Raw genomic sequence first — 15,461 nt, forward strand, 5'->3', positions numbered from 1 at the left:
AGCGCAGGCCGGGGGATCAGGTGCGCTTGTACAGCGGCAGCCAGAGGGTTAAACGCAGACCGCCCAGCGGGCTGTCGTCGGCTTTTACCCAACCGCGGTGCTGTTGAATCGCCGCTTCGACAATCGCCAGACCCAGGCCGGTACCGCCAGACTCGCGATCGCGCGCCTCATCGGTACGGTAGAACGGACGGAAAATCTGCTCGCGATCCTCAGGACTCACGCCCGGCCCGTCATCATCGACGTTAACCGTAATCCCGTCTTTATCCACCGAGAAGCTCACTGAAATTTTGGTATGCGAGTAGCGCAGCGCGTTGCGCACGATATTCTCCAGCGCGCTTTCCAGCGCATTGGGGTTACCGTACAGCGGCCAGGGCCCCGGCGGATATTCGACGGTGAACGATTTCCCCATCTGTTCGGCTTCAAAGGCGGCGTTATCCAGCACCTCGCCCCACAGCTGGTTGGCTTTCACCGTTTCGCTGACCAGCGCGGTTTTGGCCTGATTGCGCGACATCACCAGCAGGTCGTTGATCATGCTATCGAGCCGATGCGCTTCCATCTCAATACGCTCCAGCTCTTTACTTTCCCCGCTGCGGCGGCGCAGAAGGGCGGTGCCTAACTGCAGGCGGGTCAGCGGCGTGCGCAGCTCGTGGGAGATATCGGACAGCAGACGATGCTGGCTGGACATCATGCGCTCCAGCGCGGTCACCATCTGGTTAAAACTGGTCCCGGCGGCTAAAAATTCCTGCGGACCGGCTTCCAGCTCCGGATGCTGACGCAGGTTGCCCTGGGCGACTTCATCGGCGGCATTTTTCAGCTTACGCGCCGGTTTCGCCAGGCTCCACGCCAGCCACAGCAGCAGCGGGGCGCTGACTAACATGGTGACGATCAGCAGCAGTAACGGCCGGTCGAACAGCAGATTGATGAAGTCAGATTGCGACGTGTTGGCAGGGCGAATCAGATAGAGCTGGTAGTTATCTTCTCCATCCCTGACGGAAAAAGGCCCGACCATTTCCAGACGACCATAGCGCTTTTTCTGCGGATGGTCGGCGTTATCCGCCTGGCCGATAAAGTTGCGGATAATCTGCATTTCGTTGCGTTCGGCACCGATAACGCGACCTTCGCTGGTAACCAGCAGCAAACGCTGGCCCGGCGGAGCCCACTTATCGATGGCGCGAAACAGACGACGCCACCACATCAGGTCGTTTGGCGGATCGTTCGCCAGTTCGGCCTCGACGTGTTGTTCAATCATGATGCCCTGACGTTGCTCGCTCTCCAGCAGCTCGGTCATCTGGCGCGAGTCCAGCTTGGGCAGCATCAGAACCAGCATCAACACCAGCGCCAGCGTGAGCCAGAAAATAGCGAAGATGCGTGCGGTTAAACTTCCAATCATGAAGCCGATACCATCAGATAGCCGCGTCCGCGCAGGGTTTTAAACCACGGGTGGCCGTCTTTGCGCTCCGGCAGCTTGCGCCGCAGGTTGGAGATGTGCATGTCGATCGCGCGATCGAATGGCGTCAGGCGTTTACCCAGCACTTCCTGGCTCAGGTGCTCGCGCGATACCACCTGGCCAAGATGCTGCGCCAGGAGATAGAGCAGGGTGAACTCGGTGCCGGTCAGCTCCAGGGTCAGGCCATCGAAGCTGGCTTCCTGGCGACCGGGGTTAAGGCTAAGCGCATCCACTTCCAGCGTTGGTGAACCGGCTTCGGTCGTCTGCTGCTGCTCGCTCCAGTGCGACCGGCGCAGAATCGCGCGTATACGCGCCACCAGCTCACGATCGTTGAACGGCTTAGGCAAATAGTCGTCCGCGCCCAGCTCGAGGCCGAGAACGCGATCCAGCTCGCTCCCGCGGGCCGTTAGCATGATAACCGGGGTCTGGTGTGTCTGACGCAACTCTTTGAGCGTGTCGATACCGTTTTTCTTCGGCATCATCACATCAAGCAAAAGTAAATCGATGCTGTCGTCCAGAAGGGCCAGCGCCTGTTCCCCATCATGGGCTACGAGCACATTAAAACCTTCCATATCGAGCAGCTCTTTTAACAGGGAGGTGAGCTCCCGGTCATCATCTACTAACAGGATTTTATTCATTGTTTAAATACCTCCGAGGCAGAAATTACGTCATCAAGGCTCGCTAATCCATGACTTTACGTTGTTTTACACCCCCTGACGCATGTTTGCAGCCTGCATCGTAAACTCTCTCTCGTTGAATCGCGACACAAACGTTTTGGGAGTATGTGATGCGCAATGTTATCGCTGCCGTCATGGCCTCAACGCTGGCGCTAAGTGCATATAGCCAAGCCGCTGAAGTCGTCACCAGCGTTAACTGGCTTCCCGGAGACGAAAGTGTCCAGCGCAGCAGCCAGAGCCATATGTTTGACGGCATAAGTTTAACTGAACAGCAACGGCAACAGTTACGAGATCTTATGCAGCGGGCACGCCACGACAGGCCACCCGTTAATGTTAGCGAAATGGAGACAATGCATCGCCTTGTCACCGCAGAAAATTTTGATGAAAACGCTGTACGCGCTCAGGCAGATAAGATGGCGCAGGAACAGGTTGCCCGCCAGGTCGAAATGGCAAAAGTTCGCAACCAGATGTATCACCTGCTAACGCCAGAGCAGCAAGCGGTTTTAAACGCTAAGCACCAGCAACGAATGGATCAGTTGCGTGAGGTTGCACGGATGCAAAAAGGCTCAGCGATGATGCTTTCGAGTAGTAGCAATACCCTGCAACCCCAGTAACAACCCTGTTTTCCTTGCCATAGACACCATCCCTGTCTTCCCCCACATGATGTGGGGGTTTTTTTTGCCCTTTATTCAGCGCCCTCCTGGCTCCCCGTCGCGGTAAAAGATCGGGTTATACTAAGCGCATCGCGAAGTAAGGAGCGTTTATGAATCAATCCTATGGGCAACTGGTGAGCCGCGCGGCGATTGCGGCGACGGTGATGGCCTCTGCGTTACTTTTGATCAAGATTTTTGCATGGTGGTATACCGGGTCTGTGAGTATTCTGGCGGCGCTGGTTGATTCACTGGTGGATATCGCCGCCTCGTTGACCAACCTGCTGGTAGTGCGTTATTCGCTGCAACCCGCTGATGAAGAACATACCTTTGGCCACGGTAAAGCGGAATCGCTGGCCGCGCTGGCGCAAAGTATGTTTGTCTCCGGCTCGGCGCTGTTTCTGTTCTTGACCGGTATTGATCATCTCGTTCGTCCTGAGCCGATGAATGCGGCGGGCGTAGGGATGGTGGTGACGCTGATTGCGCTGGTCAGCACGCTGCTGCTGGTCACGTTCCAGCGCTGGGTGGTGAGAAAAACCCAAAGTCAGGCGGTACGGGCGGATATGCTTCATTATCAGTCTGATGTTATGATGAACGGCGCAATTCTGGTGGCGCTGGCCCTCTCCTGGTACGGCTGGCACCGGGCCGATGCGCTGTTTGCATTAGGTATCGGCGTCTATATTTTATATAGCGCGCTGCGTATGGCCTATGACGCCGTTCAGTCGTTATTAGACCGCGCGCTGCCTGATGAGGAACGCCAGGACATTATCAATATCGTGACCGCATGGCCAGGCGTCAGCGGGGCGCACGATCTACGAACGCGGCAGTCAGGGCCGACTCGCTTTATTCAGATTCATTTGGAAATGGAAGACAACCTCCCGCTGGTTCAGGCACACGTGATTGCCGACCAGGTGGAGCAGGCGCTGTTGCTCCGTTTTCCTGGGTCCGATGTCATTATCCACCAGGACCCCTGCTCTGTGGTGCCGTTAGGGCGGCAGGGTGTTTTATGATCTTTAGGTTATAGTCTGTAAACTCGATGTAAAAGTGTGGGGCGGATCGGCATTTTTTGTATAAATTACCGCCATTTGGTCTGACCTGAATCAATTCAGCCAGAAGCGTTTGATATACTATTGCAATTATCGTTGTGCACTCCTGGTGAGGGGCGCTTCAGGCAACAGGATTATTTTTTGCTTCCTAAGTTCAGAGGTAGTCATGATTAAGAAAATCGGTGTGTTGACAAGTGGCGGTGATGCCCCGGGCATGAACGCAGCAATCCGTGGCGTTGTGCGTGCGGCATTAACGGAAGGTCTGGAAGTTTTTGGAATCTATGACGGTTACCTCGGCCTGTATGAAGATCGTATGGTTCAGCTCGACCGCTACAGCGTTTCCGACATGATCAACCGCGGCGGCACCTTCCTGGGGTCGGCGCGTTTTCCAGAATTTCGTGAAGAACATATTCGCGCCGTCGCCATTGAAAATATGAGAAAGCGCGGCCTGGATGCGCTGGTGGTTATTGGTGGTGACGGTTCCTATATGGGTGCCGTGCGTCTGACTGAGATGGGCTTCCCCTGCATCGGCCTGCCGGGCACGATCGACAATGATATCAAAGGCACCGACTATACCATCGGCTTCTTTACCGCATTGAGCACCGTGGTAGAGGCTATTGACCGCCTGCGTGACACCTCTTCCTCCCACCAGCGTATTTCCGTTGTGGAAGTGATGGGCCGTTACTGCGGCGACCTGACCCTGGCGGCAGCTATCTCCGGCGGCTGTGAGTTCATCATGGTGCCTGAGGTTGAATACACTCGCGACGACCTGGTCTCAGAAATTAAGGCGGGTATCGCCAAAGGTAAAAAGCACGCGATTGTGGCGATCACCGAGCATATGTGCGACGTCGACGAGCTGGCTCACTACATCGAGAAAGAGACCGGCCGTGAAACTCGCGCAACCGTACTGGGCCACATTCAGCGCGGCGGCTCCCCGGTTCCTTATGACCGTATACTGGCATCCCGCATGGGCGCGTACGCGATTGACCTGCTGCTGCAGGGCTTCGGCGGCCGCTGCGTCGGTATTCAGAACGAGAAGCTGGTGCACCACGACATTATCGACGCTATCGAAAACATGAAGCGTCCGTTCAAAAGCGACTGGCTGGATTGCGCTAAGAAGCTGTACTAAGCCTCCGGCGGAAACAAAAAGGCCTTCTCAGAGAGAAGGCCTTTTTTTATGGGCGGGACGCTACTCGATATCCAGGGCATCCTCGGAAAGGATAATCCCGGTATTATCGGCGTAGAGATGGTCGCCGGAAAAGAAGGTGACGCCGCCGAAGTTGACGCGCACGTCGCTTTCGCCGATTCCTTCACCTGCGGCTCCGACGGGGATGGCGGCCAGCGCCTGGATACCGATATCCAGCTCTTCCAGATCGTCAACCTGACGCACCGCGCCATAGACGACCAGCCCTTCCCACTCGTTTTGTACGGCCAGACGCGCCAGGTCAGCGTCAATCAATGCGCGTCGAACGGAACCACCGCCGTCAACCAACAGGACATGACCACGGCCGTTCTGTTCGAGCATATCGTAGAGCAACCCGTTATCCTCGAAACATTTTACCGTGATGATTTGTCCACCAAACGACGAGCGCCCCCCAAAGTTGGAGAACAGAGGTTCCACGACGTTGACATCCTCCTGGTAGATGTCACAAAGCTCGGAAGTATCGTATTTCATAGGCTTAACGTTCAGTTGCTGCGAGAATTTTCAGTATATCGCGTGAATCATGCTGTTGGCAAAATCATCAATTGTTAATTGATATTTGTCAGTTAAGCCGCAAGCCTGCTGAAAATAATTCCGATAACAAACAGCAGGTTGGTCAGCAGCGCCCCTTTAACCGTTCTTTCGAGCATTGGACGCATGGCGACGGGGTCGCGCTCGCGCATCACATAACGCGCCTGCTTAACCAGCAGCGGCGTCGCCAGCAGGAACAGCCAGCCCCACGGATTATGCAGCGAGATCAGGTTAAACAGCGCCAGGCACAGCAGCGCGCCAAACAGCAGGCAGGCGTGATAGCGGCGAGCGTTAACCGGCCCCAGGCGCACGGCGAGGGTGTTTTTACCGTTTTCGCGATCGCTGTCGATATCGCGCAGGTTGTTAATATTCAGCACCGCCGTCGCCAGCAGGCCGCAGGCGGTGGCGGGTAAGAAAATGACCGCCTCAACGCTGTGCGCCTGCAGGTACCAGCTCCCGACGACGCTAAGCCAGCCGAAGAACACCAGCACAGAGATATCGCCAAGACCGATGTAGCCGTAAGGGCGAGTGCCGACGGTATAGGTGATGGCGGCCACGATCGCGAGCCCGCCGAGGACCATAAAACCGATAAAATCGGCCATGGTTTGCCAGGACAGGAACAGCAGCGCCAGGCCGGAGAGACAAATCAGCGCCACGGTGAGAATCAACGCGCGTTTCATCTGCGCCTGGGTAATGGCGCCTTTCTGCATACCGCGCAGCGGGCCGATACGGTCAGGTTTATCGCTGCCTTTTATCGCGTCGCCATAATCGTTGGCCAGATTGGAGAGGATTTGTAATAAACCGGCGGTAATGATGGCCAGCAGCGCAACCCAGGGATCGAAACTGCCCTGATGCCAGGCAAGCGCGGAGCCGACAATGATGGCGGCAAAGGCCAGAGGTAACGTTTTTGGGCGCAGGCTTTCCAGCCAGGCCTGGGTGCGAGTGATTGCGTGTTCGGTCATAAGTCCCGGCCAATAAAAAATGGGGCTCTACCCTTCATACTTCAAGCTGCAGATACGTAGGCTACGCTGATTCACCCCAGTCATGTACTTATGCACACTCCTGGGGATGAATTCCCTTGCCGCATGATTCGGCCTTCGGGACCAGCGCAAGCGCTGTTCAAACGGTTAACCGTTTTGTCCTGCAACTCAAATTAGTAGGGTATCTATAGCCCCATCTAGTGTGATGAAAATATATTGAACCGGATTATAAGATAAAACGGCTCAGATCTTCATCTGCCACCAGAACATCCAGATGCTTACCGACATATTCCGCATCGATGGTGACGGTTTGGCCGTTCATTTCGCTGGCGTCGTAGGAGATGTCTTCGATCAGACGCTCCAGCACGGTATGCAGACGACGGGCACCAATGTTCTCGGTGGTTTCGTTGACCTGCCATGCGGCCTGAGCGATACGCTTGATACCCTCTTCCGTGAATTCGATATTGACGCCTTCGGTCGCCATCAGCGCTTTATACTGCACGGTGATGGACGCGTTCGGCTCGGTCAAAATACGCTCGAAGTCGTGGGTGGTCAGCGCTTTCAGCTCAACGCGAATCGGCAGACGGCCCTGCAGTTCCGGGATTAAGTCAGACGGGCTGGCGACCTGGAACGCGCCGGAGGCGATAAACAGAATGTGATCGGTTTTCACCATGCCGTGCTTGGTGGAGACGGTGCAGCCTTCAACCAGCGGCAGCAGGTCGCGCTGTACGCCTTCACGGGATACGTCAGGGCCGGAGGAGTTGCCGCCGCGCTTACAGATTTTGTCGATTTCGTCGATAAACACGATACCGTGCTGCTCAACGGCGTCGATGGCATCCTGCTTCAGCTCTTCCGGGTTGACCAGCTTCGCCGCCTCTTCTTCAATCAGCAGCTTCATCGCGTCTTTAATTTTCAGCTTACGCGGTTTTTGCTTCTGGCCGCCCAGATTCTGGAACATGGACTGCAGCTGGCTGGTCATCTCTTCCATGCCCGGAGGGGACATGATTTCAACGCCCATCGGCGCAGCCGCGAGATCGATCTCAATCTCTTTATCATCGAGCTGACCTTCGCGCAGTTTTTTACGGAAAGACTGGCGCGCGGCGGAGGGTTCCTGAGGCTGTTCAGCCTGGCCCCAGTTGTTTTTCGCCGGCGGGATCAGCACGTCAAGGATGCGCTCTTCCGCCAGCTCTTCCGCACGATAGCGGTTTTTGTCGATGGACTGCATGCGCACCATTTTGATCGCCGCATCGGTCAGATCGCGGATGATGGAGTCCACTTCCTTACCAACATAGCCGACTTCAGTGAATTTCGTCGCTTCGACCTTGATGAACGGCGCATTGGCGAGCTTTGCCAGACGGCGGGCGATTTCCGTTTTACCGACGCCGGTCGGGCCGATCATCAGAATGTTTTTTGGCGTGACTTCGTGACGCAGCTCTTCGTTGAGCTGCATACGACGCCAGCGGTTACGCAGAGCGATGGCGACGGAGCGCTTGGCTGCGTCCTGGCCGATAATGTGTTTGTCCAGTTCGCTGACAATTTCGCGTGGGGTCATTTCAGACATGGGAGATCCTTACGCTTTGGAGGTCAATTCTTCGATGGTATGGAAGTGGTTGGTATAAATGCAGATATCACCTGCAATACTCAACGCTTTCTCTGCGATATCGCGTGCGCCCATATCGGTATTTTCCAGCAGGGCGCGAGCCGCGGCTTGGGCGTAGGGACCGCCGGAGCCGATAGCAATCAAATCGTTTTCTGGCTGCACCACGTCGCCGTTACCGGTGATGATGAGCGAGGCGTTTTCGTCAGCCACCGCTAGCAGCGCTTCGAGCTTGCGCAGCATCCGGTCGGTACGCCAGTCTTTCGCCAGCTCAACGGCGGCCTTTACCAGGTGGCCCTGATGCATTTCCAGCTTACGTTCAAACAGTTCGAACAGCGTGAAGGCGTCAGCGGTGCCGCCCGCAAAGCCGGCAATCACTTTGTCGTTATACAGGCGGCGCACTTTTTTCACGTTGCCTTTCATTACGGTGTTGCCCAGCGTGGCCTGGCCATCACCGGCAATAACGACATGGCCGTTACGGCGAACACTTACAATTGTAGTCACGAGCAGACCCCTTGGTTGCAAAAGCGGAATAGGGGCCCCGCGGTTTACGCGGGGCAGAATGCAATTATAGATGGGGGGGATTTTGAGGGTTTCAACCCCTGGCGGCGAGACGAATGCAGTTTGCGTGTCCGGCCATTTTCAGCCGTTCAATCATATTGCTGGCGTTTTCTTTGCCTTTCAGCGGCCCAATCACCACGCGATTCCAGCCGTTATTGGTGGTGATGTGCGAGGCGAAGCCTTCAAACGCCAGCTGCGCGCGCACGGTTTCCGCCTGCTCAGCGCCTTTAAAGGAGCCGCACTGGATCATCCAGCTGCGATCGTCTTTTTTCTCCGTCGCGGCGGTTTTCGGCGCTTCTTCTACGCGGGTTACCGGCGCGGCGGCCTGGGCTTTAGGCTGCGCGGTACTGGTATGCGCTGGCGTTTGCAGCAGGTCCTGGTACGGCTGCTGATTAGACGCCGTCTGCCTCGGCTGCTGTTGTACCGGCTTCGGCTGCTCGACGACCCGCGGCTGGGTTCGCGGTTGCTGTACCTGCGTCTGCTGCTGGGCCTGCGCGAGCTGCTGTTGCTGTACCTGCTGCTGAGCTAAACGCTGACGCTGCAAGGTTTGCTGGCGCTGCGCCGGGGTTTGTTCATTCCACGGCACTTCGGTCAGCTGCGTGGGCTGCTGACGCATATCGGCCTGCATCTGCGCCAGCAGCTGGCGCTGCTCGTCCGTCAGCTGCTCCGGCTTCATGACTTCGCCGCCCGCCGTGGGTTCCGTAGGCGCGCGTACCCCGGGCTGACGGCTTTCCAGCTCTTTAATATAGCGCCAACGCTCTTCCGGCTTCGGCGGCAGGCCGTTGCCCGCGGCCTGGCGGTTCTGCAGCGCTTCAGCTTCTTCTTTCTTATGGTGAGTGATGAAGTACAGTCCACCGATAAAGGCCACCAGCACTGCCGCGGCGATGGCCACCATAGTCGGTGAAACCGCCGAAAGGCCGCCTTGTTTGTTCCTTGAGCTTCGCGTATTGCTCTTTTTGCGCCGCGAAGAAGCCGGTTGGCTGCGGCGTACATAATCTCGTTGTGCCACTATCGTTTCGCTGTCTTATTCGTTTTTCAGCCCGCCATGTTACTTAAGCGGCGGGGCTTTGACCAGAAGAGCAGGCCCGAAAGCCTGGTGGTTATGTTCGGATTTTGCGCGTACTGCCGCGAACGATAAGCTCGCAGTCAAGTAATCGTGAACCGCTGCTGACGTTATGACCGTGCAGTTGGTCCAGCAAAAGCAGCATCGCTTCGCGGCCAATATCAAAACGTGGTTGCGCGACGGTCGTCAATGGCGGATCGCAAAATTCAGACAAAGAGATGTTATCAAAACCAATAATAGACAGATCTTCAGGAACTTTCAGGCCGCGACGCTTCGCCAGCGATAATGCGCCCAGCGCCATAATATCGCTATGGCAGAAAATAGCCGTCGGCGGTACCGGCAGCGCCAGCAGCTGTTCCAGCGCGCTGGCGCCGGCTTCATAGGTAAAGTTGCCGCGGGCGATATAGTGCGGATCGACGGTTATCCCGCTGCGACGCAGCGCTTGGACATAGCCCTGCAGGCGGTAATGGCACAGCGGCATCTCTTCCGGGCCGGCGATACAGCCGATACGGCGGTGCCCCAACTCGTGCAGATAGTTCACGGCGTTAAACGCGGCGGTGAGGTTATCGATATGGACCGTCGGCAGCTCCAGCTCGGGAGCGAATTCATTGGCCATCACCATCGGCGGCAGATTGCGCTGCTCTTCCACGCCCGCATCGAAGGGTAATCGGGAGCCCAGCAGCAGCATGCCATCGATCTGCTTGGTAATGATCAGGTCGATAAAGGTCTTTTCCTGACGGTTCTGGTGGGCGCAATCGCCGATCAGCACCAGGTACTCTTGCTCCGCGGCGGTGACTTCAATACCGCGAATGATCTCGCTGAAGAAGGGGTCGCAGATATCCGGCACAATCACCAGGATGGTGCGCGACTCGTTGCGCTTCATATTGCGCCCGAGCGATTGCGGTAAATAGCCGACTTCAAGCGCGGCCTGCTCAACCCGGTTACGGGTGCTCTGCGAAACCTTATCGGGGTTCATTAACGCTCGGGATACGGTTGCCGTGGAAACGTTTGCCTTTTGGGCAACGTCTTTCATAGTGGCGGCAACGACCTGTTTTTTGGGCTTCACCTGATTTCTCCTCGCTGACTGGCGCAGACACATCCCTGGCGTTCTGACATCAGCAACATTTTTAACAGATAGTACATCCAGAGAGTTACAGAATTTTCATGAAAAACGTGATGACGGTTGAATTTTTCGATCCGCCTCGCAAGAGAAGCCTTAACCTTCAATAGGATCGACGTCCAGAACCCATTTCACTTTTCGCGCTTCCGGCAGCGTGTTAATCAACGCCAGCGTTCCGCTGACGATATGCTGCAGCTGAACGCGCGACGGATGCTGGAGGAGAATTTGCCAGCGCCAGCGGCCGCCGCGCTTTGGCGCCAGCGCCGGAACCGGCCCGAGCACCCACAGTTTCTTATCGGCCAGCGGGCTGGCCTGCAGCAGATTGCGCAGCTGCTGTAAAAAAAGCGGCGCCTGCTGGTTGTTATGATCTTCGGCGCGAATCAGCACGTGGCTGGTCCACGGCGGCAGCTGCATGCTCTGCCGTTCCGCCAGCGCCTCCCCGGCAAACGCGTCGTATCCTTTATAAAGCAGCGTTTGCAGTAACGGGTGCTCCGGGTGGTGGGTCTGCAGGATCACCTCGCCTTGTTTGCCCGCCCGGCCTGCGCGGCCTGAAACCTGGGTGTAGAGCTGAGCGAAGCGTTCCGCCGAGCGGAAATCGGCGGAAAACAGCGCGCCATCGACGTCCAGCAGGGAAACCAGGGTGACATCCGGGAAGTGGTGCCCCTTCGCCAGCATTTGGGTGCCGATAAGAATGCGCGCGCCGCCGCGGTTGACGTCGGCAAGATATTGTTCAAGCGCGCCTTTGCGGCTGGTGGTATCGCGGTCAATTCGGGAAATCGGGATATCGGGAAACAGCGGTCCCAGGGCCTGCTCAAGCTGTTCGGTCCCCAAACCGACCGGTACCAGATGCGTCGAACCGCAGGAGGGGCACTGGCGCGGAATCGGGCGCTGGCTGTCGCAGTGGTGGCAGCGCAGATGATGCTGGGCCTGGTGCAGCGTGTAGTAGCTGTCGCAGCGCGGACACTCCGCTATCCAGCCGCAGTCGTGACACAGCAGCGCCGGCGCGAAGCCGCGACGGTTCAAAAACAGAATCACTTGGTTATCGGCCTGCAGATGCTGGCGCATACGGCCAATCAGCGCCGGAGACAATCCGGCCTGCAGCTGCTGGCCTTTTAAATCCAGGACGTGCTGCTGAGCCGGACGCGCGTTGCCCGCTCGTTTGGTCAGCTTCAGCTGGCGATACTTGCCCTGGCGGACGTTATAGAGCGTCTCCAGCGCCGGGGTCGCCGAGCCGAGGATAATCGGGATTTGCTCGCTATGGGCGCGCCAGACCGCCAGATCGCGAGCGTGATAGCGCCAGCCCTCCTGCTGTTTGTAAGAGCTGTCGTGCTCTTCGTCGATAACGATCACACCGAGGTCTTTAAACGGGGTAAACAGCGACGAGCGGGTACCGATCACAATCGCCGCTTCGCCATTTTTGGCTTTTAGCCACGCGGAGAGGCGTTCGCTGTCGTTCAGCCCGGAGTGCAGCACTTCCACCGGGGCGTTAAAACGGTGGCGGAAACGCGCGATAGTCTGCGGCGTCAGGCCGATTTCCGGCACCATCACCAGCGCCTGGCGACCCTGTGCCAGCACGTTTTCAAGGACGCTTAGATACACTTCCGTTTTGCCCGAGCCGGTGATCCCGGCCAGCAGCCAGGCGGAAAAGCTGTCCGAGGCGCTGTGGATCGCGCCCACGGCGGTGGCCTGTTCGGTGTTAAGACGCAGGCGCTCGCCGGGTACCGAGAAGCCTGCGCGCCAGTCGGTGATGGCCGGCGCTTCGCTGGCCAGTTCCGCCAGGCCTTTACCCCTCAGCGCCTGCAGGGCGGCGTCGTTAAATTCCAGTTCGGCGACCTGATGGCGCCAGATCTTCCCCTGACGCAGCGCCGCCAGCGCCTGCTGCTGTTTCGGTGAGCGCTTAAGGCTATTGATATCAACCGCTTGCCCCTGTTCGGTGGCAAACCAGTACCACATTGGCGCCGCGCTGGCGGGTTTCCCCTGGCGCAGCATGATCGGTAGCGCGTGAAACAGCACATCGCCGATGGGATGATGGTAGTAGTCCGCCGCCCACAGCAGCAGCCGCCAGACCGAAGAGGAGAAGACCGGCTCGGCGTCGAGGACTTCAGCCACCGGCTTGAGTTCGTCGAGCGGCAGTTCGCTGCGCTCACTGACCGCCGTTACGATACCTATCCGCTCCTGTTTGCCGAACGGGACGCGCACGCGACAGCCCGCTTTGACCGGCATGCCGTCAGGCAGCAAATAGTCAAAAGTGCGGGGCAGCGGAACGGGCAGGGCAACGTGAGCGACGGGCATTTAATCTTCCTGACTTGAAATCTGGCGGCTTAGTATACACATTGTGATAAGGGCTCGCGGATCAGTTTGCATATGCTGGTCAAATTCTGTATGATTCGCCGCCTTTGATGCGCTTTGTGCGGCATCAAAATCTATTACCCGGCAATTTCGCTTTGCGCAATCGCACCGGGAAATTATTAACATCGCGTGGTGTCTGGCGTTAGGGCTGGAAGAGCGACGCGGCCTTAACTGAGGTTCTCCCATGAAAAAAGATATTCATCCGAAATACGAAGAAGTTACTGCTTCCTGCTCTTGCGGTAACGTCATGAAAATCCGTTCTACCGTAGGTCACGACCTGAACCTCGACGTGTGCGGTAAATGCCACCCGTTCTACACTGGCAAACAGCGTGATGTTGCTACCGGTGGTCGTGTTGACCGCTTCAACAAGCGCTTCAGCGTACCGGGTACCAGCAAGTAATTTGCTGAAGAAGCCGCCTCAGGGCGGCTTTTTTGTCTCTCGCGCGCAACCGCGCAAAAAAAGCAGAAGATTTCTTCTGCTTTTTTTTATGGTTTTAGTATTCCCACGTATCCGGGTCGATGCCCAGCTCGCGCATAATCTCTTTCGCCGCTTCCGGGATTTCATCGCTGCGCTCTTTACGCAGGTCTTCATCGTTAGGCAACGGTTGACCGGTAAAGGCATGCAGGAACGCTTCGCACAGCAGTTCGCTGTTGGTCGCGTGACGCAGGTTATTCACCTGACGACGCGTGCGTTCATCGGTGAGGATTTTTAACACCTTCAGAGGAATGGAAACCGTAATTTTCTTTACTTGCTCACTCTTCTTACCGTGCTCAGCGTATGGGCTGATATATTCGCCGCTCCATTCAGCCATGAGTTACCTTTAATCCTCTATTCATTAGTTAAGGGCCTGAACGCGAGTCCTGGCCATAATTACGCGTAGTTTACCGTAGAGGGGCGCGTCTGACACCAAACAAGCCGCTACGGATGTGCGCTAATGCATATAATTTTAACGGCTATTTCCAGTTTGCTCAATCTATACGCAAAGAAGTTTAGATGTCCAGATGTATTGACGTCTATTATAACAATGATTACTCTGGTGCCTGACTTTTCACCGACTCAGCCCAGGAACTCCCCAACATGACGCGTAAACAGGCCACCATCGCAGTGCGTAGCGGTTTAAATGACGACGAGCAGTACGGTTGCGTTGTCCCGCCCATTCATCTCTCCAGCACCTATAACTTCACCGGATTTAACGAACCTCGCGCCCACGACTATTCTCGTCGCGGTAACCCGACCCGTGATGTGGTGCAGCGCGCGCTGGCGGAGCTGGAGGGCGGCGCGGGGGCGGTTCTGACCAACACCGGCATGTCGGCCATTTTGCTGGTCACCACCGTATTCCTGAAGCCGGGCGATCTGCTGGTGGCGCCGCACGACTGCTACGGCGGCAGCTACCGCCTGTTTGATAGCCTGGCGAAGCGCGGCTGCTATCGCGTGCTGTTTGTCGATCAAAACGACGAACAGGCGCTGAGCGCCGCGCTGGCGGAAAAACCGAAGCTGGTTCTGGTCGAAAGCCCAAGTAATCCATTGCTGAGAGTTGTGGATATTGCGAAAATCTGCGGTCTGGCGCGTGAGGCCGGAGCGGTCAGCGTGGTGGATAACACCTTCCTGAGCCCGGCTTTGCAGAATCCGCTGGCGCTGGGGGCCGATCTGGTGTTGCATTCATGCACCAAATATCTGAACGGCCACTCTGATGTGGTGGCCGGGGTGGTTATCGCCAAAGATCCGGCGACCGTCACCGAACTGGCATGGTGGGCGAATAATATCGGCGTCACCGGCGGAGCGTTTGATAGCTATCTGCTGCTGCGCGGCTTACGTACACTCTCTCCGCGTATGGAAGTGGCTCAGCGCAACGCGCTGGCGATTGTCGACTATCTGAAAACCCAGCCGCTGGTGAAAAAACTGTACCATCCGTCCCTGCCGGAAAACCAGGGGCATGAGATTGCGGCGCGTCAGCAAAAAGGTTTTGGGGCGATGTTAAGCTTCGAGCTGGATGGCGATGAGCAGACGCTGCGTCGTTTCCTGAGCGGGCTATCGCTGTTTACGCTGGCGGAATCGCTGGGCGGCGTGGAAAGTCTGATTTCCCACGCCGCGACGATGACCCATGCGGGCATGGCGCCTGAAGCGCGTGCGGCCGCCGGGATCTCAGAAACGCTTCTGCGGATTTCGACCGGTATTGAAGATGGTGAAGATTTAATTGCCGACCTGGAAAATGGCTTCCGGGCAGCAAACGAGGAATAA

At 56.9% G+C, this 15,461-nt stretch carries 15 protein-coding genes; 5 read left to right on the top strand and 10 right to left on the bottom strand.

What is annotated here, in order from left to right; translation table 11 throughout:
* Window positions 1-16: 16 nt before the first annotated feature.
* Together cpxA and cpxR are read right to left on the bottom strand one after the other, a co-directional pair.
* A complete protein-coding gene (cpxA, locus tag CMQ96_RS25110; protein ID WP_004107505.1) occupies window positions 17-1,390 on the bottom strand; it encodes an envelope stress sensor histidine kinase CpxA in 1,374 nt (457 codons plus the stop codon).
* Window positions 1,387-2,085, bottom strand: coding sequence for an envelope stress response regulator transcription factor CpxR (cpxR, locus tag CMQ96_RS25115; RefSeq protein ID WP_004127228.1), 699 nt, complete (start codon window positions 2,083-2,085; stop codon window positions 1,387-1,389). The genes cpxA and cpxR overlap by 4 nt, the downstream gene beginning before the upstream one ends.
* Before the next feature lie 149 nt (window positions 2,086-2,234).
* Here cpxR and cpxP point away from each other — a divergent pair, with 149 nt between their 5' ends.
* The 3 genes from cpxP to pfkA all read left to right on the top strand — a co-directional run bounded on the left by cpxP (window position 2,235) and on the right by pfkA (window position 4,949).
* Window positions 2,235-2,738: a cell-envelope stress modulator CpxP gene (gene cpxP / locus CMQ96_RS25120; protein WP_004870604.1), complete on the top strand. Its 504-nt coding sequence runs from the start codon at window positions 2,235-2,237 to the stop codon at window positions 2,736-2,738.
* A 149-nt stretch (window positions 2,739-2,887) separates the two neighbouring features.
* Window positions 2,888-3,784, top strand: coding sequence for a CDF family cation-efflux transporter FieF (gene fieF / locus CMQ96_RS25125; RefSeq protein ID WP_098067512.1), 897 nt, complete (start codon window positions 2,888-2,890; stop codon window positions 3,782-3,784).
* Between the two features lie 202 nt (window positions 3,785-3,986).
* Window positions 3,987-4,949 (top strand): 6-phosphofructokinase, encoded by a 963-nt coding sequence (gene pfkA / locus CMQ96_RS25130; protein ID WP_004127238.1) that lies wholly within the window; start codon window positions 3,987-3,989, stop codon window positions 4,947-4,949.
* Between the two features lie 60 nt (window positions 4,950-5,009).
* On the opposite strand, the gene rraA is transcribed toward pfkA, so the two are convergent.
* The 7 genes from rraA to priA form a co-directional block, all read right to left on the bottom strand.
* Entirely contained in the window at window positions 5,010-5,495 is a 486-nt protein-coding gene (rraA, locus tag CMQ96_RS25135; protein ID WP_004127241.1) for a ribonuclease E activity regulator RraA, read from the bottom strand.
* 92 nt (window positions 5,496-5,587) lie between these two features.
* The gene (gene menA, locus CMQ96_RS25140; protein WP_024360577.1) at window positions 5,588-6,514 is read right to left on the bottom strand and encodes a 1,4-dihydroxy-2-naphthoate polyprenyltransferase; all 927 of its coding nucleotides are present in this window, start codon (window positions 6,512-6,514) and stop codon (window positions 5,588-5,590) included.
* Between the two features lie 244 nt (window positions 6,515-6,758).
* Window positions 6,759-8,093: an HslU--HslV peptidase ATPase subunit gene (gene hslU / locus CMQ96_RS25145; protein ID WP_024360576.1), complete on the bottom strand. Its 1,335-nt coding sequence runs from the start codon at window positions 8,091-8,093 to the stop codon at window positions 6,759-6,761.
* Between the two features lie 9 nt (window positions 8,094-8,102).
* Window positions 8,103-8,633: an ATP-dependent protease subunit HslV gene (gene hslV / locus CMQ96_RS25150; protein WP_004127251.1), complete on the bottom strand. Its 531-nt coding sequence runs from the start codon at window positions 8,631-8,633 to the stop codon at window positions 8,103-8,105.
* A 91-nt stretch (window positions 8,634-8,724) separates the two neighbouring features.
* The gene (ftsN, locus tag CMQ96_RS25155; protein WP_071830616.1) at window positions 8,725-9,699 is read right to left on the bottom strand and encodes a cell division protein FtsN; all 975 of its coding nucleotides are present in this window, start codon (window positions 9,697-9,699) and stop codon (window positions 8,725-8,727) included.
* 91 nt (window positions 9,700-9,790) lie between these two features.
* Window positions 9,791-10,819 (bottom strand): DNA-binding transcriptional regulator CytR, encoded by a 1,029-nt coding sequence (cytR, locus tag CMQ96_RS25160; protein WP_004127258.1) that lies wholly within the window; start codon window positions 10,817-10,819, stop codon window positions 9,791-9,793.
* Between the two features lie 150 nt (window positions 10,820-10,969).
* The gene (gene priA / locus CMQ96_RS25165) at window positions 10,970-13,165 is read right to left on the bottom strand and encodes a primosomal protein N' (protein WP_024360575.1); all 2,196 of its coding nucleotides are present in this window, start codon (window positions 13,163-13,165) and stop codon (window positions 10,970-10,972) included.
* A gap of 241 nt (window positions 13,166-13,406) precedes the next feature.
* Between priA and rpmE the strand changes: the two genes are divergently transcribed.
* Window positions 13,407-13,622 carry a 50S ribosomal protein L31 gene (gene rpmE, locus CMQ96_RS25170; protein ID WP_004107543.1) on the top strand — a complete coding sequence of 72 codons (216 nt, stop codon included), beginning with the start codon at window positions 13,407-13,409 and terminating at the stop codon, window positions 13,620-13,622.
* A gap of 94 nt (window positions 13,623-13,716) precedes the next feature.
* On the opposite strand, the gene metJ is transcribed toward rpmE, so the two are convergent.
* Entirely contained in the window at window positions 13,717-14,034 is a 318-nt protein-coding gene (gene metJ, locus CMQ96_RS25175) for a met regulon transcriptional regulator MetJ (protein ID WP_004107547.1), read from the bottom strand.
* Window positions 14,035-14,300: 266 nt separating this feature from the next.
* On the opposite strand from metJ, the gene metB reads away from it, so the two are divergent.
* Window positions 14,301-15,461: a cystathionine gamma-synthase gene (gene metB, locus CMQ96_RS25180; protein ID WP_004127265.1), complete on the top strand. Its 1,161-nt coding sequence runs from the start codon at window positions 14,301-14,303 to the stop codon at window positions 15,459-15,461.

This window comes from Klebsiella sp. MBT K-1, assembly GCF_002556465.1.
Taxonomy (GTDB): domain Bacteria; phylum Pseudomonadota; class Gammaproteobacteria; order Enterobacterales; family Enterobacteriaceae; genus Klebsiella; species Klebsiella grimontii.

Excerpts from the sequence above, each read along its gene's own strand:
- metB (WP_004127265.1), top strand. The coding sequence starts at position 14,301 with ATGACGCGTAAACAGGCCACCATCGCAGTGCGTAGCGGTTTAAATGAC.
- priA (WP_024360575.1), bottom strand. The coding sequence starts at position 13,165 with ATGCCCGTCGCTCACGTTGCCCTGCCCGTTCCGCTGCCCCGCACTTTT.
- pfkA (WP_004127238.1), top strand. The coding sequence starts at position 3,987 with ATGATTAAGAAAATCGGTGTGTTGACAAGTGGCGGTGATGCCCCGGGC.
- cpxP (WP_004870604.1), top strand. The coding sequence starts at position 2,235 with ATGCGCAATGTTATCGCTGCCGTCATGGCCTCAACGCTGGCGCTAAGT.
- hslU (WP_024360576.1), bottom strand. The coding sequence starts at position 8,093 with ATGTCTGAAATGACCCCACGCGAAATTGTCAGCGAACTGGACAAACAC.
- rpmE (WP_004107543.1), top strand. The coding sequence starts at position 13,407 with ATGAAAAAAGATATTCATCCGAAATACGAAGAAGTTACTGCTTCCTGC.
- rraA (WP_004127241.1), bottom strand. The coding sequence starts at position 5,495 with ATGAAATACGATACTTCCGAGCTTTGTGACATCTACCAGGAGGATGTC.
- cpxA (WP_004107505.1), bottom strand. The coding sequence starts at position 1,390 with ATGATTGGAAGTTTAACCGCACGCATCTTCGCTATTTTCTGGCTCACG.
- menA (WP_024360577.1), bottom strand. The coding sequence starts at position 6,514 with ATGACCGAACACGCAATCACTCGCACCCAGGCCTGGCTGGAAAGCCTG.
- metJ (WP_004107547.1), bottom strand. The coding sequence starts at position 14,034 with ATGGCTGAATGGAGCGGCGAATATATCAGCCCATACGCTGAGCACGGT.
- fieF (WP_098067512.1), top strand. The coding sequence starts at position 2,888 with ATGAATCAATCCTATGGGCAACTGGTGAGCCGCGCGGCGATTGCGGCG.
- cpxR (WP_004127228.1), bottom strand. The coding sequence starts at position 2,085 with ATGAATAAAATCCTGTTAGTAGATGATGACCGGGAGCTCACCTCCCTG.